We start from the raw sequence: 23,364 nt of genomic DNA, 5'->3' as shown, positions 1-23,364 counted from the left end.
CGATCCGCGCGTGTTGCCGGGATACCACGGCGCCACAAAAATTATTTCCTCTGATTTACAGAATGTTTCCGATGCGGCAATTTCAGAAACATCCGGCGCATCGCCTTGGGGGGCATGCGCCACCAAAATCCGCGAAACGCGGCTCAGAGGGGGTTTCAAATGCTGTTTTCCAACCGTGCGAGCGCGGCCAAGCTGCGCCGTGGTGCCGCGCCGTTTGCGCTGGCGCTCGGGCTGATCGCCCAGCCTGCCTTCGCCCAGACCACGCCGTCGAGCGCGCCAGCGCAGGACGAGGCGAGCGCGCAGGACACCGACGAGAACGCGATCGTCGTCACCGGGTCGCTGTTCCGCCGCACCGACACCGAGACGCCGTCGCCGGTTACCGTGCTGACCTCGGACTCGCTCGCCAAGGCGGGCCTCACCACCGTGGCCGAAGCCGTGCGCTCGATCTCGGCGGACGGCGCCGGCTCGATCGGCGTCGGCTTCCAGAGCGGCTTCTCGGCCGGCGGCTCGGCCGTGTCGCTGCGCGGGCTCGGCGTCTCGTCGACGCTGGTGCTGGTCGACGGCCTGCGTTCGACCAACTTCCCGATCAGCGACGACGGCCATAACGCCTATGTCGACCTGAACTCGATTCCGTTCAGCCTGATCGACCGCGTCGAGGTCCTCAAGGACGGCGCCTCGTCGACCTATGGCGCCGACGCGATCGGCGGCGTGGTCAACCTGATCCTCAAGAAACAGTTCACCGGCATCGCCGGCACGGTCGAGGGCGGCGTGTCTGAAAAGGGCGATGCGGCGCGCCAGCGTGCCAACCTGACCGTGGGCGTCGGCAATTACGACACCCAGGGCTGGAACATCTATCTCAACGGCGAATATCAGCAGGACGGTCGCGTCAGCAACCACAGCCGCGGCTTCCCGTACAACAACCGCGACCTCACCTCGGTCGGCGGCAACGACAACAACGCCGCCGACAATTCGCTGACCACGGCGACGCCGAACGCCGTCGTCGTGCGTACCACCCAGGGCAACCTCAACAATCCGCTGTCCGGCGGCACCGCGCTGTTCCCGAGCGGGCTCCAGGCAAATGGCAGCGCTTTCAGCACCTATACGACGCTGAACCCGAACTGCTCTTACGGGTCCTACACGCTCACCACCGGCGGCGCCCAGGGCACCGGCTGCAAGCACAATCTGGAGGACGAGTATTTCCAGCTCGCGCCGCTGCAGCGCAAATGGTCGGTCAACGGCCGGATCAGCGTCCGCCTGTCGGACGAGATCGAGGGCTATATCACCGGCAGCTACTCGAACAGCTATGTCAGCATCCTCAACGCGCCGCGCGCGCTGCGTAACACCCAGCCCTATGGCGGCGCGCCGAGCCTGGCATCGAGCAATCCGGGCATCGTGCTGCCCTATTATGTCTGCGCCGCCGGCGTGAACTGCATCAGCGCCGCCGATCGTCGCCTCAATCCGAACAACCCCTATGCGACGGTCAACGACGGCAATGCGGTGACTGCGGCCAACAACGCCGCGCGCATCTATTATCTGTTCGGTGACATCGCCGCCGGCAGCGACCGCACCAACGAAGTCTATCGCTTCGCCACCGGCCTGCACGGCAGCTTCGGCGGCGATTGGAGCTGGAAGATCGACGGCGTCTATGCCCGCGACAATCTCGAGATCGTCCAGCACGGCTATCTGAACATCGCCAACACGCTCAACGCGATCAACACCGGCGCCTATAATTTCGTCAATCCGTCGGCCAATTCGCAGGCGGTGCGCAACTTCATCGCGCCGGACAAGATCACGCCGTCCTTCTCGGAAATGTACTCGCTCGACGCGTCGGTCACCAAGCAGCTGTTCGAGCTGCCCGGCGGCCCGCTGATGGTCGCAGTCGGCGGCCAGGTCCGCCACGAGACGCTGGAGAACAACAACCAGAACGCCGCGCTCGACACCTACGGCCTGACCACCTCCTCGGCATTCGGCGAGCATACCGTCTCGGCCGGCTATTTCGAAATCCAGGCGCCGGTCTTCGACGTCCTCGAAATCAACGGTTCGGGCCGCTACGACCATTATTCGGAGGGCTTTGGCCGCTTCTCGCCGAAGATCGGCGCGAAGTTCACCCCGATCAAGCAGCTGGCGATCCGCGGCACCTATTCGCGCGGCTTCCGCGCGCCGACCTTCGCCGAATTGGGCCCGCGCTCGCAATATGCCGGCTTCGTGACGACGACGCCTCCGGGCACCTTCTGCGCGCTGCATGGCGGCTCGGCGAGCGCCACCAACACCTGCAACGCCGGCGGCAACCCGTATAACCTCGCCTACTCGGTCGGCCGCGGCTTCGTCGGCAATCCGGACCTGAAGCCGGAAACCTCGCGCAGCTTCACCGCCGGCGCGATCTTCGAGCCGTTCAAGTGGCTGAGCATGACGGTCGACTATTACAATGTGAAGAAGTCGAACCTGATCGCCAACGGACCGGACGCCGGACGCGCGATCAGCGCCTATTACGGCCAGACCACGCTCGCCGCGGCGACCGCGGCGGTTGCGGCTGTCGGTCCGGGCTATTCGGTCAACACGATCGACGCCGTCGATCCGCTGTTCCCCAACGCCCTGCCGCGCCTGCTGATCATCAACGCGCCGTTCGTGAACGTGAACAACGACCTGACCACCGGCCTCGACTTCTCGGCAACGCTGCGCGCGCCGCTGACCGACGGCCTGCGCCTGACCAGCCGCGTCGAGGCGACCCATGTCATGCTCTACAACCGTCACACCGCGACGGGCGTGCAGCGTTTCGCGGGTACGCTTGGGCCGTACGACCTGTCGTCGGGCAACGGCACGCCGAGCTGGCGCGGCAATTGGCAGACCTCGCTCGAAAGCGATGATTTCTCGCTGAGCGCGACTGCCTATTATGTCGGCAAGATCAAGGGCGTCGCGACCGACCAGGGCAATCTGTCGACCTCGTGCGGGGCCAGCCTCTACAAGGCACCGGCGGCGAGCGACCCGAACAGCGAGCGCTTCTGCTATGTGAAGAAGTTCATCACCGTTGACCTGAACGGCACGATCAAGGTCAACGACGATTTCACCTTCTTCGCCAATGTCGGCAACGTGTTCAACGCGCGCGCGCCGATCGCCCCGGCATCCTATGCCAGCTCGCCGAACTTCCTGACGACCTGGCACTATGCCGGGCTGATCGGGCGGTCGTTCAAGGCCGGCGCCTCGTTCAAATTCTGACGCTTCGCGATCCCTCGCGAGCGTGGCGGTCTCCCTTCGGGGAGGCCGCCATTTTTTTGCCTCAGCGGAGCTGCTGCTGAAGCGCGCGCTTCAACCGGGCATGCGCCGCGGCCTTGATCTGGCAGACCCGCGCCGCGCCGACGCCGAGCACCTGGCCGATCTCTTCGAGGTTCAATTCCTCGACATAATAGAGCTGCACGACCTGCGCCTCGCGTTCGGACAGGGTGGCGATCGCGGCGATCAGCGCGGCGCGCTGGTCGTTGTCGGCAAGCTGCGCGAACGCGTCGGGTTCGTCGGACATGAACCAGGGCGATTCGTCCGAATAGCATTCGTCGATCGAATCGAAGCGCACCGCCTGCGCCGTGGCATATTCGGTGCGCAGCTTTTCGGGGCTCACCCCCAGCCGTTCGGCGAGCTGCGCCTCGGACGGCGCTTCGCCGCTGGCGCTGGTCAGCGCGCGTACTGCGTCCTGATACGCCTTGCGCCGCCGCATCGCGCCGCGCGTGAGCGTTGCCTGGCGGCGCAGCTCGTCGATCATCGCGCCGCGGATGCGGGTGGAGAGATAGTGTTCGAAGGTCACCAGCCCGCGCTCCTCGAAGCCGCTGGCGGCCTCGATCAGCGCGACCATGCCGACCTGGACGAGATCCTCGACCTCGACGATCGCGCTCATCGATCCATGGACGTGCCAGGCGATGCGGCGGACCAGCGGCAGATGGTTGCGAACCAGCGCCTCGGTGTCGCGCCGGGGCGAGGGCGTGCGCGCATAGACGAGCGGCGCCCACGCCAGCGAGGCCGTGTCTTTGAGCGTGCGGGGAGAATGGGCGTTCATGCGGCAAGCGCCTCCGGAGCGCCGATCACTGCGACGACTTCGACGGCCTTGTCCTCGGGCACTTCGAAGAAGCTCATCACGGGCGTATCGGGCAGGACATTGCGGACCAGCTTGCGGATCGCGATGCGGATCGAAGGCTGGACGACGAGGGCGAAGGGCTTGGCCTCCGCGATCAGCGGGCCGGCGGCGCGCTGGAGCGCCTCGGAGATGCGGCGACCGAGATCGGGCTCGATCGTGTGGCGCTTGCCCGGATCCGAACGGACTGCCTGGCCGAGCAGCGCCTCGAGCTGGCCTTCGAGCGTCATCACCCGCAGCGGCTCGCGCACCCCGCACAGCCGCTGGATGATCAGCGGGCCGAGATCGGGGCGGATCAGCTCGAGGATTTCCTCGGGATCGAGCGTGCGCTGCGCGGCGACGGCGATCGCCGCGGCGATCCGGCGAAACTCCTTGAGCGGCACATTCTCGGCGAGCAGCCCCTTAAGCACCGTGGTGAGGGTAGTGAGCGGCACCGGCTGCGGGCAGAGCGAGGCGACCAGCGAGGCGGCGCGCTCCTTGAGCCCGTCGAGCAGCGACTGGACCTCGTCCGGGCCGAGCAGCTCGGCGGCGCCTTGAGAGAGGCACTGGTTGAGATGCGTCGCGATCACCGTGCCGGGATCGACGACGAGATAGCCCGCGCCGGTCGCGGCATCGGCATCGCCGGCGGGGATCCACACCGCGTCGAGCCCGAAGGTCGGATCCTTGACGGTCTTGCCCGGCAGCTTGCCCACCGCCTGGCCGGTATCGAGCGCGAGCATCTGATCGGGCGAGACGACGTCCTCGCCGATCACCACGCCGCCGACGATGATGCGATAGGTGAAGGGCGGCAGGTTGATGTCGTCGCGGACGCGTACCTGGGGAACGACGAAGCCGAGCTCCTTGGAGAGCTGCCGGCGCACCCCGGTGATCCGCCCCATCAGCGGTCCGCCGCGGCGCTCGTCGACCAGCGGCACCAGCCCATAGCCGATGTCGAGCATCACCTGCATCGTGTCGGTGACTTCCTCCCAGCCGATCTTCGACAGGTCGATCGGCTCGGCGGCGGGCGGCGGCGGGGCGGGCCGGTTGACAATCTCGCGCAGCTTCCAGGCAGTGGCGCCGGCGGCGAGCGCGGCGGGCAGGATGACGAAGTGCGGCATCCCCGGCAGCAGGCCGAGCAGCCCCAGGATCACCGCCACCGGCGTCCAGGTCTTGTGGCTGCCGAACTGGCTGCCGATCTGGCCGGCAAGGTCGTGCTTCGAATTGACGCGGGTGACGATCGCGGCGGCGGCGATCGACAGCATCAGCGAGGGCAGCTGCGCCACCAGCGCGTCGCCGATCGCCAGCAGGATATAGGATTGCGCGGCCTGGCCGACGCTCAGCTGGTGGCTGACCACGCCGAGGATCAGCCCGCCGATGATGTTGATCGCGAGGATCAGCAAACCGGCGATCGCATCGCCCTTCACGAATTTGGACGAACCGTCCATCGCGCCGTAGAAATCGGCTTCGGTCGAGACCTCGGCGCGGCGGGCGCGCGCCTCGTCGGGGGTGATCAGTCCGGCGTTGAGATCGGCGTCGATCGCCATCTGCTTGCCCGGCAGCGCGTCGAGAGTGAAGCGCGCGCTGACTTCGGAGACGCGGCCCGCGCCCTTGGTCACCACGATCATGTTGATGATGATCAGGATCGCGAAGACGAACAGGCCGACGACATAGTCGCCGCCGATCAGGAAGGTGCCGAATGCCTCGATGACATGGCCGGCCGCGGCCTCGCCCTCATGGCCATGGACCAGCACGACGCGGGTCGAGGCGACGTTGAGGCCCAGGCGGAACAGCGTGGCGAACAGCAGCACCGTGGGGAAGGCCGAGAAGTCGAGCGGCTTCTGTGCGTTGAGCGCGACCATCAGCACCGCGAGGCTGATCATGATGTTCATCACGAAGAACAGGTCGAGCAGGAAGGCCGGGATCGGCACGACCATCAGCGCGACGAGCAGCAGGATCGCGCCGGGCAGCGAGAAGCTGCGGATCGCGGGCAGCGTGCCCGCGGGAAGCGTCAGGGCAGCCATGCGTTCAGGCCCCCAGCTTCGCGAGCATCAGATAGGCGAGGCGCGCGGTCTCGGGCGTCGGCCGCAGCGGATTGACGCGCGCGGCGTCGGTCGCGCGGTTGCCCCCCAATTGGGCGAGCGTGGTCTCGACCCAGTGGCGATCGTTATCGACCGCGCCGTTGCCGAGGATCACCTCGCTGCCCTCGCCGTCGCCGGCAAAGGGATCGAGCCCGCTCGAGAGACTGTCAAAGCCATCCGAGGCGAGCCCGGTGGCGCCCGCCGAGGCCGCGCCCGAATCGAGCTTGCCGGCGAAGCGGGTGTAGATGTCGGCGAGCGAGCGGGGCTGGCCGCCGGCGGTGTAGAAGACCCCGCGATTGGCGCGCGCGGCGGCGGGAAACAGGCTGGCGCCGCTGCGCTGTGGATCCTCCGCCATCGCGCCGAGGAAGGATCGCGCGCCGCCCAGCCCGAGGAAATGCGCCATATAGAGGTCGGTGCCGGTGGCGCTGCGGCCGAGCGAACCTTCGAGCGAGGCCTTGTTGTCGGCGGCATGCTCGGCGGCCATCAGTGCCGAAGTCTGGGCGTCGCCGCGCAGGTCGAGGATCGCGCGGCGGGTGGCGGCGTCGGTCACCACATATTTGCCGCTCGCGGTCCGGCGGATGCTGTCGGCGGCCCAGCCCAGTCCGTGCTCGGTGCCATGGTTCTTGACCACGCCGAGCCAGCTCTGCTCGATGAACTGGTAGAGCCCGGTGGCGCTCGAGGTGCCGGCGCGCGCATCGCTGCGCAGCCCGCTCTCGACCTGTGCCTGACCGAGCAGATAGTTGAAGTCGACGCCGGTTTTCCGGCTGGCCGCGGCAATCGCCGTCTGGACGCTCGCCTTGCTGACCGCTGCTACGCTCATCGATTCCCGATCCGATTTCCTTATTCGGAACGTCGATCAGCAAGGAGCGTGCCAGATGGGTGGATGGCGCCGTCAGGCGCGGGCGAGGCCCTGCGGGCGGTAGGCAGTTGCCGCCTCACCGGAAAGAAGTTGCAGGCGGCGGCGAACATTTGCCGTCATCAGGTTCACATAGATGCGGCAGGTCTCGTTGAGCCGGTGCGCCTCGGCCGCCAATCCCTTGACCTCGTCGCACGGCGCCTGGCCGTCATACAGCGCAATCGTGTCGATCGCACGCAGCTTGGCCTGGGTCGCGGTCTCCAGCGCCGCGACGTCGCTCGCCTTGAGCGCGGCGATCTCGCTGTGGAGCGCCTCGATCACGTCGATCAGGGCATCACGCCTTGTCATTGGGATTCCACTGGAGCTTGAGCGCGAGCAGCCGGTCGGCGATCGTCGCGGGGCAGATCGGGAAGCGGCCGTCCTCGACTGCCTTGCGGATCTTGGCGACCCGCTCGGCATCGACCGGGGGCGTCGCGGCCATCGTGCCCGAAAGCGCCACCGCGGACGATTGCACGCTCGGCGCCGCGTCGGTCGCCGCCGCCGACGCCGCTACCGCAGAAGCGGGGGCGACCGGCGCAACGCGGCGATCGGCGATCGCGCCTGCCTTGTTGCTGAGAGGGTCCACCATGGCCTGCATTCCTCGGAAAATCGGCTTCCAAGGCTTGGAACGACCGATTTCCTGCAGGCTTTAGCAGAAATTTTCAGTCGCCCGATCCGGGCAGGCGTGCACGACCCGTTTCGAGGGCGATCGCCTGCACCGGCGGCTTGCGCTCGTCGACCTTGACCATCAGCCGCGCGCCGGGCGCGGCATCGTTCATCGCCACGCCTTCGCGGGTGACCGAGAAGCCGGCGGTGCCCGCCTCGATCGTCACCGGATCGCCGCGACGGATCACCGGATCGGCCTTGGCGACCGGCGCGGCAGCGGCCGCGGGCTGGGCAGCGGGCGTCACCGGCTTGGGCTGGGCGCGCGCGTTCACCGGCACGAAGATCCGCCAGGCCGGTGCCATGCAGCGCACGATCACGGTGTCCTGCGCGGCGTTGCGCCATTCGAGCTGGGGCGCCGGACAGTGCGCGAGCTTGAGCCGCGGATCGACCGCGGCGCGCGCGCCGCCCACTGCGCCGATCGGCTGACCGGTATATTGCGCGACGATGGTGTCGAGCACGCGGGTCGGCTGGAAATCCTGCGCAGCGGCAGGCGTGGCGGCCGCGAGCATCGCCAAGGCGAGCAGGGAGCGCGTCATCGTTCGGGTCCTTCATAAGCGAGGGTGAGCACCACGCGGCGCTGGCCATGGGCGCTGGTGAGAGTCAGGCGCGAGGGCGCTACGGCGCCGGCGCGGACGAGCAGCGCGGCGACGGCGCGGGCGCGGTCGGCTGCGAGGATCGCGCCGCTGCCGGTGACGGGATCGACATCGCCGGGGCTGCCGTCGACTTCGCCGGCGATGCGCAGCCGGGTGCGCGGATCGCGCGTGGCGGCGCGGGCCCAGGCGAGCGCGGCGCGCGCATCGGTGACCTGTGCCGATCCGGGCGCGAACCCGGCGACGCCGGCGATGTCGACGGGGATGCCGGGCTTGTCCGCGATGCCGAAGCCGGCGCGGAAGCTGGCCGAAAGCGTGTGCGGATCGATCTGGTTGGCCTGGAGGAAGACGAAGAAGCCGACGAGCAGCAGCGCCAGGTCGGCAAGCGTGGTCAGCCAGATCGGCCGGGTCGGCCGAGGCTCGGCGAACGCAGTCACGCTGCGATCTCGTGGAGATTGGCGCGCACCGGCTCGAGCGCGGCGAGCGCCATCAGCGGCGGCTCGATCCGCGCGCGCGCGAGGAGCTCCTGGCGGGCCTGGCGGCGCAGCCGCGCGGCGATCGGCAGCGCGACGAGGCTGGCGAGGATCGCGCCATAGAGCGTGGTGAGCAGCGCGACTGCCATCGCCCCGCCGATCGCGGCGGGATCGCGCATCGCCGTGAACATCTCGACCAGCCCGATCAGCGTGCCGATCATCCCCATCGACGGCGCGAGCTCGGCGGCGGCGGTCCACATATCGGCAGCGGCGGCGTGGCGCTCGAAGCGGGCGGTGCGCGCCGCGTGCAGCGCCGCAGCGACGGCCTCGGGCGACTTGCCGTCGACCACCAGCGCGATCGCCTGCGCCAGATCGGGGTCGCCGATCACGGTGCGGTCGAGCGCGAGGACGCCGTGGCGCCGCGCGATCCGCTCGAGCGCGGCGATCTGGGTGAGCAGCGGCCCGGCATCGAACAGCCGGCGCCCGAGCGTGCGCAGCGCGGCAATCCCGCGCGCCAGATCGGTCAGCTTGGTCCGCAGCACCACCGCGACGACGGTGCCGCCACCGACAATGGCGAGCGCGAGCGGATCGACGAACGGCGCGAGGCCGGCAAGGCTGGGCAAGTCCATGCCTGTGTGCGTGCAAGGTGCGGGCCAAGTGGCTCGAGCCGGCCGGGCAGCGCCGCCGGTCCGGCGCCGCGGCAGCCGGTTGCCGCCGGGCCGGCAAGAAGTTGCCGGTCGCCCCCCTCCGCCAGCGCCAGCGCCGCTCCACAGGCATTTGGCACGGCCATTGCAACACCCCCTGCGAACTTTGTGCGGGAGACGTGCAGATGCCCAACGACAGCCTCTTCGGCGTACACGGCGCAGCGCTATCGGTGCGCTCGCAGCGCATGGGGCTGCTCGCGTCGAACATCGCCAATGCCTCGACCCCCGGCTACAAGGCCAAGGACATCGACTTCCGCGCCGCGCTCGCCTCGGCGAACAGCAGCGGATCGACCGACAGCGCGATCGATGACAACACGCTGTTCCGCGTGCCGCTCCAGCCTTCGGCCGACGGCAACACCGTCGAGCTCGCCACCGAGCAGACCGCCTTCGCCGAAAACGCCGTCGCCTATCAGACGACGCTGTCGTTCCTGAACGGCCGCATCGGCCAGATCACCCGCGCGCTGAAGGGAGAATGAGCATGGGCGACCAGCCGCTTTCGATCTTCCAGGTCTCGGGCCGCGCGATGAGCGCGCAGCTCGTCCGGATGAACACCACCGCGTCGAACCTCGCCAATGTCGGCACCGTCGCGTCGAGCCCCGAGGCCGCCTATCGCACGATCAAGCCGGTGTTCCGCACCAGCTTCGACGAAGCGAGCGGCATGTCGACGGTCGATGTCGAGCAGGTCGTCACCGCCGGCGGCGCGCCGACCAAGCGCTACGACCCCGGCAATCCGCTCGCCGACAAGGATGGCAACATCTGGGAGAGCGCCGTCGATGAAAGCCGCGAGCTCGTCGACATGCTCGAGAGCGCGCGCACCTATCAGAACAACGTCGAAGTGATGCAGACCGCCAAGTCGCTGATCGTCGATACCCTCAAGCTGGGCCGCTGATCATGGCAACTTCCTTCGACACCACCCTCGCGAACCTGGGCGTCAACCGCTACGGCTCGACCAGCAGCACGACCGACACGTCGAACCTCGGCAAGACCGACATGGACCAGTCGGACTTCCTCACGCTGATGACCGCGCAGCTGCAGAACCAGGATCCGTTCGATCCGGTCGACAACACCCAGATGGTCGCCCAGATGGCGCAATTCTCGTCGCTCTCGGGCATCACCGAGATGAATTCGACGCTGAAGGCTATGGCCGAGAAGCTCTCGTCCAGCTCGCTCGGCGATGCGCTGGGCTATGTCGGCAAGACCGTGCTCACTGCGGGGTCAATTGCCTATCCGCGCGCCGCGGGCGGCATCGCCGGCGCAGTCAGCCTCGCCGACGACGCCACCGACGTCAACGTCACCATCCAGGATGGCGACGGCAAGACGCTCAAGACCATCGCGCTCGGCGCGCAGGCCGAAGGCGCCGTCGCGTTCGATTGGGACGGCACCACCGACAGCGGCGATGCCGCCGGCGACGGTCCGTTCACGGTCAAGGTCACCGCGCGCAACGCCGATGGCAATGTCACCGCCACGCCGCTGGTCTGGGCGCCGGTCTCCACGGTCTCGATGGGCGCCGACGGCAAGCCCGCGCTGACCCTGCCTGGCATCGGCCAGATCTCTCTCGACGCCGTCTGGCAAGTCGGCTGACCCCCAAAAGGAGCAACATCCATGTCCTTCTTCACGTCCTTGAGCGGGCTCCAGGCCTCCCAGACCGAAATGTCGACGATCTCGCACAATCTCGCGAACGTCTCGACCAACGGCTTCAAGCGCTCGTCGACCCAATTCGCCGACGTGATCGCCTCGACCTCCAATTCGAACCCGACCCAGACGGTCGGCTCGGGCACCGTGGTCAAGTCGATCCGCCAGCAGTTCAGCCAGGGCGGCTTCACCCAGTCGAGCTCGTCGCTCGACGTCGCGATCTCGGGCGAAGGCTTCTTCATCGTGAAGAGCGCCGACACCAGCGGCAATGGCGTCGCCTATACCCGCAACGGCAGCTTCCTGGTCGATTCGGATCGCTATGTCGTCGATGCGCAGGGCAACAAGCTGCAGGTCTATCCGGTCGACGGTTCGGGCGCGGTGGTCGCCACCGGGCTGGCCTCGACCGTCAGCCTGCGCCTGCCCCAGACCAGCGGCAAGCCGCAGGCGACGCAAAATCTGGAGCTGTCGCTCAATCTCAACGCCGCCTCGTCGATCCCCAGCGCCGACGATCGCTGGCAGAATGGCAGCTACGCCTTCGATCGTTTCGATCCGACGACGTACAACCATTCGGCCCAGTCGACGGTCTATGATGCCAATGGCAACGCGCTGACGCTGACCACCTATTTCGTCCGCGAGACCGCGCCGACCACCACCGATACCACCAGCACCTGGACCGCCTATTCGTTCGTCGGCGACAAGCAGCTGAGCGCCAGTGCCGATCCCGATGCGGCGACGCCGATCTCGATGGTCTTCAATTCCACCGGCAAGCTCACCACACCCTCGGGCGCGACGACCTTTGCCGGCTTCCTCTCGCCCGGCGCCACCGGCGAGCAGGTGATCAGCCTCGATTTCGGCGACGCGACCACCCAGGTCTATTCGCCGTTCAGCGTCAATGCGAGCGACCAGGACGGCTCGCCCGTCGGTCAGCTCGAAGGCGTGACGATCGGCGAGGACGGCACGGTGCGCGCCAGCTTCTCGAACGGCGACAGCCAGGCGCTCGGCAAGGTCGTGCTCGCCAGCTTCTCGAACCCCGCCGGGCTGCGCCAGATGGGCAGCAGCACCTGGTCGGCATCGGGCGTCTCGGGCGAGGCGCGCCTCGGCGAGCCGGGCTCGAACGGCTTCGGCGCGCTGATGTCGGGCGCGGTCGAGCGCTCGAATGTCGACATCACCGAGGAACTGGTCGGCCTGATCGCGGCGCAGCGCAACTTCCAGGCGAATGCCAAGGCGCTCGATACCGCCAGCCAGATTTCCCAGACCATCATCAACATCCGCAGCTGACGAACGGCAGAGGGAGCACCAGCATGGACCGGCTCGTCTACACCGCCCTTTCGGGGCTGCGCAGCCAGATGGCGGCGCAATCGACGATCGCGAACAACATCGCGAACGCGTCGACGATCGGCTTTCGCGCCGAGCGGACGAGCTTCGATCGGCTCGTGCTCCAGGGTCAGGGCTTCGAATCGCGCCAGTTCTCGGCCGAGGAAGTCGACGATTTCGATCGGACCGCGGGCGCACTCACCCAGACGGCGCGTCCGCTCGACATCGCAGTGACCGGCGATGCGTGGATCGCGGTCCAGGCAACGGACGGCAGCGAAGCCTATACGAGGCGCGGCGATTTGTCGGTCGCGCCTTCGGGCGTGCTGGAAACCGGTGACGGTTTCCCGGTGATGGGGTCGGGGGGCCCCATCACCGTGCCGCCCTATCAGTCGATCGCGATCGCCAACGACGGCACGATCTCGATCGTCCCGCCCGGCGGCGATCCCAATCAGCCGCAGGTGATCGACACGATCAAGCTGGCGAGCCCGGAAGGGACGCAGACCGCCAAGGGGCTCGACAACCTGCTCCATGTGAAGGGCGGCGGCGTGCTGCCGGCGGACATGGACGCGCGCGTCGAGACCGGCGCGCTGGAGCAGTCGAACGTCAACATGACTCAGGCGCTGGTCGACATGATCGAGAACCAGCGCAGCTACGAAGTCCAGGCGAACCTGCTCAAGGAAGCCAAGACCATGGACGAAAGCGCCGCATCGCTGATGCGGATGCCGTCCTAACAGGAAGGATAGACCGATGGGTTCCTCGGCAATGCACATCGCGCGCACCGGGCTCGACGCTCAGGACATGCGCATGCGGGTGATCTCGAACAACCTCGCCAACGTCAACACCACGGCGTTCAAGCGCGATCGCGCCTCGTTCCAGACGCTGGCCTATCAGACGGTCACGGCGCCGGGCGCGGCGAGCACCGCCGAGACCAAATACGCCACCGGGATCAACCTGGGCACCGGCGTGCGCATCCAGGGCACCGCGCGGATCGACACCCAGGGCTCGTTCCAGAACACCGGCAACGCGCTCGACATGGCGCTGGACGGCGACGGCTATTTCCAGGTGCAGATGCCCGGCGGCCAGCTCGGCTATACCCGCGCCGGCAATTTCTCGCGCTCGGCCGAGGGGCTGCTGGTGACGAGCGACGGCTATCAGGTGATGCCCGGGATCACGATTCCGGAAGGCGCGACGTCGATCACCGTCGGCACCGACGGCACTGTCTCGGCGCAGATCCCTGGTCAGACCGAGGCGAGCCAGATCGGCCAGATCCAGGTCGCCGCCTTCCCCAATTCGGCGGGGCTGCAGGCGATCGGCGACAATTACCAGATCGAGACCGCGGCGAGCGGCGCAGTCAACCTCGGCGCTCCGGGCGAGGCCGGACGCGCCAAGATCCGCCAGGGATCGCTCGAGGCATCGAACGTCAATGTCGTCGAGGAGCTCGTCGACATGATCGAGACGCAGCGCGCCTATGAGGTCAATTCGAAGATGATCTCGGCGAGCGACGAGATGCTCAAATATATCAACCAGAACATCTGAGGCAGCATGCGCACGCTCCTCCTCGCCGCCACGCTCGCGCTCGGCCTCGCCGCCGCGCCGGCGCACGCGCAGATCCTGGGCATCGGCAAAAAGAAGCCGAAAGAGGATTTCTCGGTCACGCTGCCCGCAGCGGTCCCCGCCGCCGCGCCCGCAAACGGCGGGATCTTCCAGGTGTCCGACGGTTATGCCGCGCTCTACGAAGGCATGCGCGCGCGCCGGGTCGGCGATCCGCTGACGATCGTGCTGGTCGAGCGGACGAGCGCGTCCAAATCGGCGGGCACCAAGCTCGACAGCGGCGGCGGCTTCTCGCTGACGCCGCCGACCACCGGCGCGCTCAATCTGTTCAACAAGAGCGACGCGAGCGCGAGCGGCAGCCGCAATTTCCAGGGCACCGGCACCGCCGACCAGGCCAATGCGCTGTCGGGCGAAGTCAGCGTCACCGTCGCGGCGGTCTATCCCAACGGCACGATGCTCGTGCAGGGTCAGAAGCGCGTGACGCTCAACCGTGGCGACGAGTTCGTCCAGATCAAGGGGCTGGTCCGCACCGCCGATATCGACGCCAACAACCGCGTGCCGAGCACCCGCGTCGCCGATGCGCGCATCGCCTATACCGGCAAGGGCGACGTCGCCCGCGCCAGCCGCCAGGGCTGGCTGAGCCGCTTCTTCCAGATCATCAGCCCGTTTTGAGAGGGGACGCAGCCATGATCCGCAACTTCTTCTTGCTCCCCTCCCTGGAAGGGAGGGGCTGGGGGTGGGTGCCGACGCCCCCGGCGTCGGCCCTTGGCCGCACCCCTTGGAGCTCGCTGCGCTCGCAACCCACCCCTAACCCCTCCCTTGCAGGGAGGGGAATCATCGTTGTCCTGCTGGTTCTCCTGGCCACACTCGCCATCGCGCCGGCGCAGGCGCAGCGCGTGAAGGATCTGGGCGGCTTCCAGGGAATCCGCACCAACCAGCTCACCGGATACGGCGTGGTCGTCGGCCTGCCGGGCACCGGCGACGACAATCTCGAATATACCGTCCAGTCGATGCGCGGCGTCGCGTCGCGCTTCGGCTTCCAGCTGCCGGTCGGCGTCAGCCCCGCGCTCAAGAACGCCGCGGTGGTGATGATCACCGCCGAGCTGCCGGCCTTTTCCAAGCCGGGGCAGAAGCTCGACATCACCGTCTCGTCGATGGGCAAGGCCAAGTCGCTGCGCGGCGGCACGCTGATCCTCACGCCGCTGCAGGGCGCCGACGGCCAGATCTATGCGATGGCGCAGGGCAATCTGGCGGTGGGCGGACTCGGCGCCGAGGGGGCCGACGGCTCGAAGATCGTCGTCAACATCCCTTCCTCCGGGCGCATCCCCGAAGGCGCGACGGTCGAGCGCACCGTCGACACCGGCTTCGACAAGTCGCCCTTCCTGACCTTCAACCTCGCCCATGCCGATTTCACCACCGCCCAGCGCGTGCAGGACGCGATCAATCTGCGGTTCGGCGGCGCCCGTGCGCGCGCGATCGACGGCGTATCGATCGCCGTCGCCGCGCCCGCCGGCGCCGATGTCCGCGCCGAGCTGATGAGCGAGATCGAGAACCTCACCGTCGAGGCGGCCGAGGCGCCCGCGCGCGTCATCGTCAACGCGCGCACCGGCACCGTGGTGATCAACTCGGCAGTGCGCGTCAGCCCCGCCGCGATCACCCATGGCAAGCTCACCGTGCGGATCGACGAGGCGCAGCAGGTCGTCCAGCCGCTGCCGTTCAGCAAGGGCGAGACCGCGCTCGAACAGCATAGCAGCGTCGATGTCGCCGAAGAGAAGCGCCCGATGTTCCTGATGTCGCCCGGCCCCAAGCTCGCCGACGTGGTCAAGTCGATCAACGCGATCGGCGCCTCGCCGGCCGATCTGGTCGCGATCCTCGAAGCGCTCAAACAGGCCGGTGCGCTCAAGGCGGAGCTGATCGTGCTATGAGCAATGTGATCGGAACCCCTGCCGCCGGCGGCAAGCCGCTCGATACCTCGCGCCTCGCCTCGAAGGAGAATCTCGAAGCCGCCGGACAGCGGTTCGAGGCGATCTTCACCGGCATGATGCTCAAGTCGATGCGCGCCGCCAAGCTGGGCGACGGGCTGTTCGACAGCAAGGCCGGCGAGCAGTTCCGCGACATGCAGGACCAGCAGCTGGCGCAGAGCATGTCGGTGCATGCGCCGATCGGGCTGGGCAAGGCGATGACCGCGTTCCTCGCCAAGAATGCCGGCTTCGACGGTGGCGGAGGCGGCGCATGAGCGACCTCCTCTCGATCGCGGCATCGGGGCTGCGCGCCTATCAGACCGCGCTGACCACCACCTCGGAGAATATCGCGAACGCGGGCACCACCGGCTATGTCCGCCGCACTGCGACCGTGCGCGAGATCGCCGCGGTCTCGACGATGAACAACGGCACGCTCAATGGCATGGGTGTGACCGTTTCCGGCGTATCGCGCGCCGGCGACGAATTGCGCAGCGCCGCGGTGCGCAGTGCCGGCGCCGACCTCGCCAAGACCGAGACCGGCGCGACCTGGCTGCAGCGGATCGAGGATTCGATGACCGGCAACAAGCTGGGCGACCGGATCACGGCGTTTTTCAATTCGGCCAAGGCGGTTGCCGCCGATCCGTCGTCACTGGCGCCCCGCGCGGCGATGCTCGAAGCCGCAGCAAGCGTCGCCGCCGCCTTCGCCGCAACCGGCACGTCTTTGCGCGCCGCATCGACCGATTTGGATGCCACGGCAACAACCGCAGTCGCCCAACTAAACACCCTCAGCGCAGCACTCGCCAAAGTGAACAACGGCCTCGGCCGCGTCTCGCCGGGGACGAGCAATGCCGCGGCGCTGCTCGACCAGCGCGACCAGCTGCTCGAGCAGATGAGCGCGCTCACCGATGTTTCGGTCAGCTATGACGCGCTCGGTCGCGTTGGGGTCAAGGGCGGCAACGACAATGGGCCGGTGCTCGTCGAGGGCAAGGCGTCCTATCCCGTCTCTTATGCGCGCAACGACCAGGGCGCGGTGTCGTTCGCGGTCCATGGCGCGGAGACGTTGGCGCTTTCGCCCGCCGGCGGTGCGCTTGCCGGCATCGGCGAGGGCGCGCAGCGGATCGCCGATGCGATCGCGCAGGTCGATGGCATCGCCAAGAATTTCGCCGAGGGCGTCAACGCGGTCCAGGCCGGCGGCGCCGATCTGGACGGCAATGCCGGCGCGCCGCTCTTCGCGATCGGCGATCCGGCATCGCAGCTTTCGGTGGCACTCCCCGATGCGCGCGGCATCGCCGCAGCGGCAGCCGGCGGGGGCACGCGCGACAACAGCAATCTCACGGCGCTCGAGGCGCTGCGCGGCACCGGCAAGTTCGAGACCGGGATCACCGATTTCACGGCCGCCAATGCCAATGCGCTGTCCAGCCGCCAGGCAGTGGCCGAGGCGCAGACGGCGATCCGCGATGCCGCGGTGGCGTCGCGCGACGCCGTGAGCGGAGTCAATATCGACGAGGAAGCCGTCGACCTCATGCGCTTCCAGCAGGCCTATATGGCGTCGAGCCGCGTCATTCAGACGGCGCGGGACACGCTCCAGGCCATCCTCGAGATCAGGTGACGATCATGCGCATTTCCACTTCGCAGGTCTTCAGCCGGCCGATGACGCTGATGTCGCAGCTTTCGAACCAGGCCGATTCGCTCCAGACCCAGATCGCGACGACCAAGCGATTCACTGCCCCGTCGGCGAGCCCGGCTGCCTATGTGCAGCTCCAGGGCATCGCGCGCGCCAATGCCGATGACGATGCCTATGCCGCCAATATCCAGACGGCGCAGGGCCTGCTCGGTCAGGCCGACGCGACGCTGGAGAGCGTCGAATCACAGCTGCAGCGCGTCCAGGAACTCGCGACCCAGGCAGCCAACGGCACCTATTCGGACGCCGATCGCACCGCGATCGCCAAGGAGCTGGATGCGATCCGCGACACGATGTTCGCGCTCGCCAACACCAAGGACGTGCGCGGCCAGCCGATCTTCGGCGGCGCGACCGGCGACGTAGCCTATGCCAAGGCCGCCGACGGTTCGGTCAGCTTCGCGGGCACCGGCGAGCCGGCGGCGATCCCGACCGGCAGCGGCAGCAGCGTCCAGGCGGGGATTTCGGGCGAGCGCGTGTTCGCCAGCGGCGCCAGCGACATCTTCGCCACGCTCGATGCGTTCAGCGCGGCGCTCGCCGCGGGCGGCGACGTCAAGGCGGCAGCCGATGCGGCGCTCGGGGGCGTCAAGGACACGCTGGAGAATGTCGCGCTCGGCCGCGCCTCGGTTGGCGCGCGCGCGGCGCGGCTCGATCTCGATGTCGAATTGCTGACCAAGGTGGGCGACGCGCGCGAGGCGGCGCGCTCCGGGCTGGAGGATACCGACATCGCCAGCACGGTGACCGAACTGCAAAAGACGCTGACGGTTCTCCAGGCGACCCAGGCGAGCTTCACCAAGCTCTCCAGCCTCTCGCTGTTCGATTATCTGAACTGAGCGGCGGCACGCATTTTTAGCTGAAGTTCGTGGCGCAGCGGTCGTTAACCGAAACAGTCGCCGCGCGCATAAAAGGGGAAGCGCATGTATCCGCTGATCGGTCTCGTCGTGTTGCTCGTCATGGTTTTCGGCGGGTTCACGATCACCGGCGGGGCGCTGGGCCCCGTGATGGAGGCGATCCCCCATGAAATGCTGATCATCGGCGGCGCCGCTCTGGGCGCGCTGATCATCGGCAATTCGATGAAGGAGCTCAAGGCGCTGGGCGGCGGCTTCACCAAGGTCCTCAAGGGCCCGAAATACAAGAAGCAGGATTATCTCGATACGATCTTCCTCGTTTCGAAGTTGATGAAGATGCTGCGCACCGAGGGGCCGATCGCGCTCGAGCCGCATGTCGAGGACCCCAAATCGAGCGCGATCTTCGCCGAATATCCGCGTCTGCTCGCCGATGCGACGCTGATCGGGCTGATCACCGATACGCTGCGCCTGGTCGTCGTCTCTTCCGGAACGCTCGACGTCCACGCAGTCGAGGACGTGATGGATAACGCCATCAAGACCCATCACCACGAAGTCCAGGGCCCGCAGACGACGCTGGCCGGGCTCGGCGATGCGCTTCCGGCGCTGGGCATCGTCGCGGCAGTGCTCGGCGTGGTCAAGACGATGGGATCGATCGACAAGCCGCCGGCGATCCTCGGCGCGATGATCGGATCGGCGCTGGTCGGCACGTTCATGGGCGTGCTGCTCGCCTATGGCATCGTCGCGCCGCTCGCCGGCAGGCTGCAGCAGGTGATCGATGCCGATTCGGCGATCTATCATGTCGTCAAGCAGATCATCATCGCCTCGCTCCACGGCCATCCTCAGCCGCTGGTGATCGAGGCCGCGCGCTCGGGCATCGCGCATGCCAACCAGCCGGGCTTCGGCGAAGTGTTCGACGGGCTGAGGGGCCGCTGAGATGGCCGCGCGCGCGCCGCACGGAAACAACCAGCCGCCCAAGATCATCGTCAAGAAGATCTTCGTCGAGGGTCATGGCGGCCATCACGGCGGCGCCTGGAAGGTCGCCTATGCCGATTTCGTGACCGCGATGATGGCGTTCTTCCTGCTGATGTGGCTGCTGGGCGCCACCACCGAGAAGCAGCGCAAGGCGCTTGCCGATTATTTCGCGCCCACCCTCGTCGAGTTCAAGCAGAACAGCGCGGGCTCGAACGGGCTGCTCGGCGGCGACGCGATCAACGCGCGCGACAATTATCCCAACAAGGCGTCGCAGACCGGCACGCGATCGATGACCGTGCCGGTGGGCGGGGTCGGGGGCAGCGAAGTCGGCACCGGCGACAAGGGCACCCTCAAGGACCAGCGCGCGCTCACCCAGCAGGATCAGAAGAATTTCGCCGAGACGACCAAGCGCATCCAGGCCAAGATGCGCTCGACCCCGTCGCTGGCGAAGCTCGCCAAGCACATCCGCTTCGTCGCGACGCGCGACGGGATGCGGATCGACCTGCTCGACGATGCCAATTTCTCGATGTTCGATCTCGGCACCACCGCGCTGGTGCCCGAGGCGAGCGCGCTGATCGGCACGATATCCGAATCGATCCGGCCGATGGAAAACCCGATCATGATCCGCGGCCATACCGATAGTCTTGGCTATGGCGATCCGCGCAACATGAACAATTGGATGCTCTCGAGCGGCCGGGCCGAGGCGACGCGGCGCCGGCTCGCCACCGGCGGGGTGGGCGAGGCGCGCTACGAGCGGATCGAAGGCGTCGCCGACCGCGAGCCGCTGATCGTCGACAACCCCACCGATCCGCGCAACCGCCGCGTGTCGATCACGCTGCTGTTCCGCCGGATCCTCGACGACGACGGCGGCCGGCCGCGCAGTTTCAAGCTGGCGAGCCGCTAAGCCCGGTCAGAAGAACATCTTGCGGAAGCTCAGCCGCACCACCCGGCCGGTGGGATCGAGCAGGCTGGGATCATAGGCGGCCGGCACCGCACCGGTCTGATCGGTCACGCGGCGCCGCGCATTGAACAGATTGTCGATCCGAAAGCTGATCCGCGAGCCGCGCAGCCAGGGATGCTTGAGCAGCAGGTTGAGCTGCTGGCCGAGATCGACCTGCGCGGTCAAATTCACCTTGGCGAGGCTGCCGAAGTCGAGCCGCCCGGCGCTGCCCAGCGTGCCGGTGGTCACTTCGCTGCCGCTCTCCCAACTGCCATCGAGGCGCAGGCGGAAACCGTCGCGCATGATCCCGGACTGCACTTCGATCTTGTGCGCCGGGGTGCCGCCGGAGCGGCTGCTGGTCGCCGCACCGTTCAGATAGTCGAGCACGGGAAGCCCAGGCGCGATCTGCCGCTCGTCGCGGAACACCCAGGTGTGGAAGGCGCTGAACTGGAGGACGTTGCCGCCAAAGCCGCCGCGCCCGCCGCCGGGACCGCGCCCGCCGCCAAAGCCGCCGCCCGGTCCGCCCCCGCCCGGACCGCGCCCGCCACCTTGGGCACGCGGGGCCTCGCCCTGGCCCTGTGGCTGACCCTGGCCTGCTTGCCCTTGTCCCTGCCGTTGTCCTGGGCCCTGATTGCCGCCGAACAGGCTCTGCTGCTGGCCGAGCCGCTTGAACTGCTCGAGCTGCGCGGTCATCTCCGGCGGCAGCGGTTGGCCGGTCCGCTGTGATTCCTCCATCGCCGCGCGGAAGGCGGTGCGCCGCTCCTGCAGCCGCTTCGCCGCCGGCGAGGCGATCGGCAGGAACAGGTTGAACCCCCAGCGCAGCTCCGAATGATCGTAACGCGCATAGTTGATCGGGCGATTGTCGATGCTCAGCAGCCGCCCGTCCTCGTCCCGGACGAAGCGATCGGGAAAGATCGCTTCGATTTCGACCGTCGCGCCCGGCAGGCTTCCGAACGTGTTGCGATAGTGCTGGTTGGTGTAATTAGCGGTGAGCGTGAGATTGGTCGCGTCCAGCGGGCGAATGTTCAGCCCCGCCTTGAACACATGGCGGGTGTCGGCGCGCAAACTGGGATTGCCGCCGGAGATCTGGGTGATGTCCACGGTCTCGCCGCGCACATAATCGAACACCGAGACATTGGGCGTCGCGATCACCGGATTGCCGAGATCGCCCGGGCCTGGGGCGTTGCTGTCCCGCGTCCAGCTGACCAGCGCGCGGATCTGGATGATCGGTGACCAGTTTACGCCATAGCCGGTGCTGGTCAGGCGTCCGAAATCCGAAAGCTGCTCGACTTCGAAATTGGCGTTGAGCGAGAGATCGCCGATCGCGTCGAGCACGCCCAAGCGGCGACTGGTGATCGGCAGGTCGATATTGCCGCGCACGCTGCCGGTGTCGCGCGAGATGTCGCCATGCGTGGCGATATTCTGGACGAAGCTATCGCTGGAGAAATCCTGGGTCTGCCCCGAGACGCGCAGGCTCACATTCACGTCGCCGGCCGGCAGCTTGAACAGCGCGCCATTGGTCTGCAGATCGATCTTGCCGACGCTCGAGCGCGAGGTGGCGGTATCGAACGGATTGCTGCGGATCAAGCTGGCGGGCAGGGGCGCGAACGGATTGAAGCTCGGATCGCCGGCATCGAGCGCCGTCTGGATCGCGACGGGATCGATGCCCCGGTCGGTGTTCGACTGGCTGGTGTCGAGATTGTAGTTGGTTTGCACCGACCACCGCCAGCTGCTTGCCCAGGGCGTGCCGTCGCCATTGACGGTGAGCCCAAGCTCGGCACTGCGCGTGCTGCTCGACCGGGTTAGCGGCGACTGGCTGGCATAGCGCAGCAGCTGCACGTCCTGCGAGAAGGGCGAATAGGGGTTGCCGGCCGGCAGATCGAGCGTGACGCCGGGGAGGCCCTGGAGCGACTGGGTCTCGGTGCCCTCCAGCTCCACCGTGGCGACTGCCGTGACCTTCGACGACAGCGGCCGACGATAGACGCCGCTTATCTGCAGGTCCTTTTGCGGGCTCACCAGTGTGCGATAGGGGCGGACATCGGTCGCGTTGGCCTGGTTGGCATTGGCCGCGAAAGCAGCGAGGCCGAGCGGGCCGCTTGCCGCGGCTTGCGGAACGCCGACGACCGAGACCGACTGGCCCAAGCTCTGGTCGATGACGCCGCCATCGACGCCCACGATGTTGCCCAGCGCATCGAAGCGCGACGCGCCGGCACGCGACACGCCGCGCTCGCTCTCGAGGATGCCCGAGGACTGGTTGTAGTTGACGTTGAGCGAAAGCCGGTCGTCGCGGCGGATCTTGTCGAGCTTGGCCTCGGCCTTCACCCCGGCATTGCCGCCATCGGTGGGCGTGCGCCCCTCGACTTCGGTGGTGAGCGCCATGAAGCGCTTGCGCAGGACGAAATTGACCACCTTCTGGGTGGCGCTGTAGCCGTATTTGAGCGCGACTTCCTCAGGCAGGATGTCGATCCGGTCGAGCGCCTCGGGCGGCAGATCGCGGACTTCGGCCATGCTCGCCCGGCGGCCGCTGATCAGGATCACCGGCTGCTCGCCGCCGCGGCCCTGGCCACTGCCGAGCTGCGCCGAGAGCTGGGTGAGCAGCTCGCCGACATTCGATGCGCCGAAGGCACGGATGTCCGATGGGCTGAGTTGCACCTCGGGCTTGATGTCGCCCGGCACGGCGCCTTCGAGCTTGCCGCTGACGACGATGTCCGGGCCCTCGGCCTCGGTCGGTTCCGCGGCCGCTTCGTCATGCGCCGGGACCTCCTGGGCGGCAGCGGCGGCGGCGGGAGCGGCGGCGGACTGGTCCTGCGCCGACGCCGCCATCGGCATCGCGCCCACCATCAGGCCCGCGATCGCACATCCCCACTTCACCATCGAAATACTCCCTGCCTGCACATTGGCGCGCCACTTCCCGTCCCGGCTCGCTAAAGCCGAGTTGTCGCAGAATTGTGCCAGGCTGAGAGAAT

Annotated in this window: 23 protein-coding genes; 14 read left to right on the top strand and 9 right to left on the bottom strand. The window is 67.6% G+C overall.

The features are described 5' to 3' along the window. Positions 1–159 precede the first annotated feature (159 nt). Complete coding sequence (locus tag AB2M62_RS18350; protein WP_404336137.1) at positions 160–3,213, top strand: TonB-dependent receptor domain-containing protein; 3,054 nt, start codon at positions 160–162, stop codon at positions 3,211–3,213. Between the two features lie 61 nt (positions 3,214–3,274). On the opposite strand, the gene AB2M62_RS18345 is transcribed toward AB2M62_RS18350, so the two are convergent. From AB2M62_RS18345 to AB2M62_RS18310, 8 genes are all read right to left on the bottom strand, one after another. Next, a complete protein-coding gene (locus tag AB2M62_RS18345) occupies positions 3,275–4,042 on the bottom strand; it encodes a sigma-70 family RNA polymerase sigma factor (protein WP_404336136.1) in 768 nt (255 codons plus the stop codon). Further along, a complete protein-coding gene (gene flhA, locus AB2M62_RS18340; protein ID WP_404336134.1) occupies positions 4,039–6,117 on the bottom strand; it encodes a flagellar biosynthesis protein FlhA in 2,079 nt (692 codons plus the stop codon). The genes AB2M62_RS18345 and flhA overlap by 4 nt, the downstream gene beginning before the upstream one ends. Before the next feature lie 4 nt (positions 6,118–6,121). After that, positions 6,122–6,994 carry a lytic transglycosylase domain-containing protein gene (locus tag AB2M62_RS18335; RefSeq protein WP_404336132.1) on the bottom strand — a complete coding sequence of 291 codons (873 nt, stop codon included), beginning with the start codon at positions 6,992–6,994 and terminating at the stop codon, positions 6,122–6,124. 72 nt (positions 6,995–7,066) lie between these two features. Continuing rightward, on the bottom strand, positions 7,067–7,378 hold the full coding sequence (locus AB2M62_RS18330; RefSeq protein ID WP_404336131.1) for a flagellar protein FlgN: 312 nt from the start codon (positions 7,376–7,378) through the stop codon (positions 7,067–7,069). Beyond that, complete coding sequence (flgM, locus tag AB2M62_RS18325; protein WP_404336129.1) at positions 7,365–7,658, bottom strand: flagellar biosynthesis anti-sigma factor FlgM; 294 nt, start codon at positions 7,656–7,658, stop codon at positions 7,365–7,367. Before flgM ends, AB2M62_RS18330 begins: the two co-directional genes overlap by 14 nt. A 73-nt stretch (positions 7,659–7,731) precedes the next feature. Beyond that, positions 7,732–8,271 (bottom strand): flagella basal body P-ring formation protein FlgA, encoded by a 540-nt coding sequence (locus AB2M62_RS18320; protein ID WP_404336127.1) that lies wholly within the window; start codon positions 8,269–8,271, stop codon positions 7,732–7,734. Beyond that, a complete protein-coding gene (locus tag AB2M62_RS18315; protein ID WP_404336125.1) occupies positions 8,268–8,762 on the bottom strand; it encodes a flagellar motor protein MotB in 495 nt (164 codons plus the stop codon). The genes AB2M62_RS18320 and AB2M62_RS18315 overlap by 4 nt, the downstream gene beginning before the upstream one ends. Beyond that, the gene (locus tag AB2M62_RS18310; RefSeq protein WP_404336123.1) at positions 8,759–9,427 is read right to left on the bottom strand and encodes a MotA/TolQ/ExbB proton channel family protein; all 669 of its coding nucleotides are present in this window, start codon (positions 9,425–9,427) and stop codon (positions 8,759–8,761) included. Before AB2M62_RS18310 ends, AB2M62_RS18315 begins: the two co-directional genes overlap by 4 nt. A 200-nt stretch (positions 9,428–9,627) precedes the next feature. Between AB2M62_RS18310 and flgB the strand changes: the two genes are divergently transcribed. From flgB to AB2M62_RS18245, 13 genes are all read left to right on the top strand, one after another. Further along, positions 9,628–9,978 carry a flagellar basal body rod protein FlgB gene (flgB, locus tag AB2M62_RS18305; protein WP_404336121.1) on the top strand — a complete coding sequence of 117 codons (351 nt, stop codon included), beginning with the start codon at positions 9,628–9,630 and terminating at the stop codon, positions 9,976–9,978. A gap of 2 nt (positions 9,979–9,980) precedes the next feature. Further along, positions 9,981–10,391: a flagellar basal body rod protein FlgC gene (gene flgC, locus AB2M62_RS18300; RefSeq protein ID WP_404336119.1), complete on the top strand. Its 411-nt coding sequence runs from the start codon at positions 9,981–9,983 to the stop codon at positions 10,389–10,391. 2 nt (positions 10,392–10,393) lie between these two features. Next, positions 10,394–11,083, top strand: coding sequence for a flagellar hook assembly protein FlgD (locus AB2M62_RS18295; RefSeq protein ID WP_404336117.1), 690 nt, complete (start codon positions 10,394–10,396; stop codon positions 11,081–11,083). Between the two features lie 21 nt (positions 11,084–11,104). Continuing rightward, on the top strand, positions 11,105–12,412 hold the full coding sequence (locus AB2M62_RS18290; RefSeq protein WP_404336116.1) for a flagellar hook protein FlgE: 1,308 nt from the start codon (positions 11,105–11,107) through the stop codon (positions 12,410–12,412). Positions 12,413–12,435: 23 nt separating this feature from the next. Then, entirely contained in the window at positions 12,436–13,179 is a 744-nt protein-coding gene (gene flgF, locus AB2M62_RS18285; RefSeq protein WP_404336115.1) for a flagellar basal-body rod protein FlgF, read from the top strand. A gap of 16 nt (positions 13,180–13,195) precedes the next feature. Further along, positions 13,196–13,984: a flagellar basal-body rod protein FlgG gene (flgG, locus tag AB2M62_RS18280; RefSeq protein ID WP_404336113.1), complete on the top strand. Its 789-nt coding sequence runs from the start codon at positions 13,196–13,198 to the stop codon at positions 13,982–13,984. A gap of 6 nt (positions 13,985–13,990) precedes the next feature. After that, positions 13,991–14,671 (top strand): flagellar basal body L-ring protein FlgH, encoded by a 681-nt coding sequence (locus tag AB2M62_RS18275; RefSeq protein ID WP_404336111.1) that lies wholly within the window; start codon positions 13,991–13,993, stop codon positions 14,669–14,671. Positions 14,672–14,895: 224 nt separating this feature from the next. After that, positions 14,896–15,924, top strand: coding sequence for a flagellar basal body P-ring protein FlgI (locus tag AB2M62_RS18270; RefSeq protein WP_404336109.1), 1,029 nt, complete (start codon positions 14,896–14,898; stop codon positions 15,922–15,924). Continuing rightward, positions 15,921–16,235 carry a rod-binding protein gene (locus tag AB2M62_RS18265; protein ID WP_404336107.1) on the top strand — a complete coding sequence of 105 codons (315 nt, stop codon included), beginning with the start codon at positions 15,921–15,923 and terminating at the stop codon, positions 16,233–16,235. Before AB2M62_RS18270 ends, AB2M62_RS18265 begins: the two co-directional genes overlap by 4 nt. After that, positions 16,232–17,569: a flagellar hook-associated protein FlgK gene (gene flgK, locus AB2M62_RS18260; RefSeq protein ID WP_404336106.1), complete on the top strand. Its 1,338-nt coding sequence runs from the start codon at positions 16,232–16,234 to the stop codon at positions 17,567–17,569. The genes AB2M62_RS18265 and flgK overlap by 4 nt, the downstream gene beginning before the upstream one ends. A gap of 5 nt (positions 17,570–17,574) precedes the next feature. Continuing rightward, on the top strand, positions 17,575–18,471 hold the full coding sequence (gene flgL / locus AB2M62_RS18255; RefSeq protein WP_404336104.1) for a flagellar hook-associated protein FlgL: 897 nt from the start codon (positions 17,575–17,577) through the stop codon (positions 18,469–18,471). An 84-nt stretch (positions 18,472–18,555) separates the two neighbouring features. Beyond that, positions 18,556–19,419 carry a flagellar motor stator protein MotA gene (motA, locus tag AB2M62_RS18250; protein WP_404336102.1) on the top strand — a complete coding sequence of 288 codons (864 nt, stop codon included), beginning with the start codon at positions 18,556–18,558 and terminating at the stop codon, positions 19,417–19,419. A gap of 1 nt (position 19,420) precedes the next feature. Next, positions 19,421–20,362 carry a flagellar motor protein MotB gene (locus tag AB2M62_RS18245; RefSeq protein ID WP_404336100.1) on the top strand — a complete coding sequence of 314 codons (942 nt, stop codon included), beginning with the start codon at positions 19,421–19,423 and terminating at the stop codon, positions 20,360–20,362. A gap of 6 nt (positions 20,363–20,368) precedes the next feature. On the opposite strand, the gene AB2M62_RS18240 is transcribed toward AB2M62_RS18245, so the two are convergent. Further along, on the bottom strand, positions 20,369–23,272 hold the full coding sequence (locus AB2M62_RS18240; protein ID WP_404336098.1) for a TonB-dependent receptor: 2,904 nt from the start codon (positions 23,270–23,272) through the stop codon (positions 20,369–20,371). Positions 23,273–23,364 lie beyond the last annotated feature (92 nt).

Source organism: Sphingomonas sp. MMS12-HWE2-04, from assembly GCF_044881185.1.
Taxonomy (GTDB): domain Bacteria; phylum Pseudomonadota; class Alphaproteobacteria; order Sphingomonadales; family Sphingomonadaceae; genus Sphingomonas.
The sequence above is the reverse complement of the archived record's forward strand: the minus strand, read 5'-3'. Positions and strand labels throughout refer to the sequence as shown.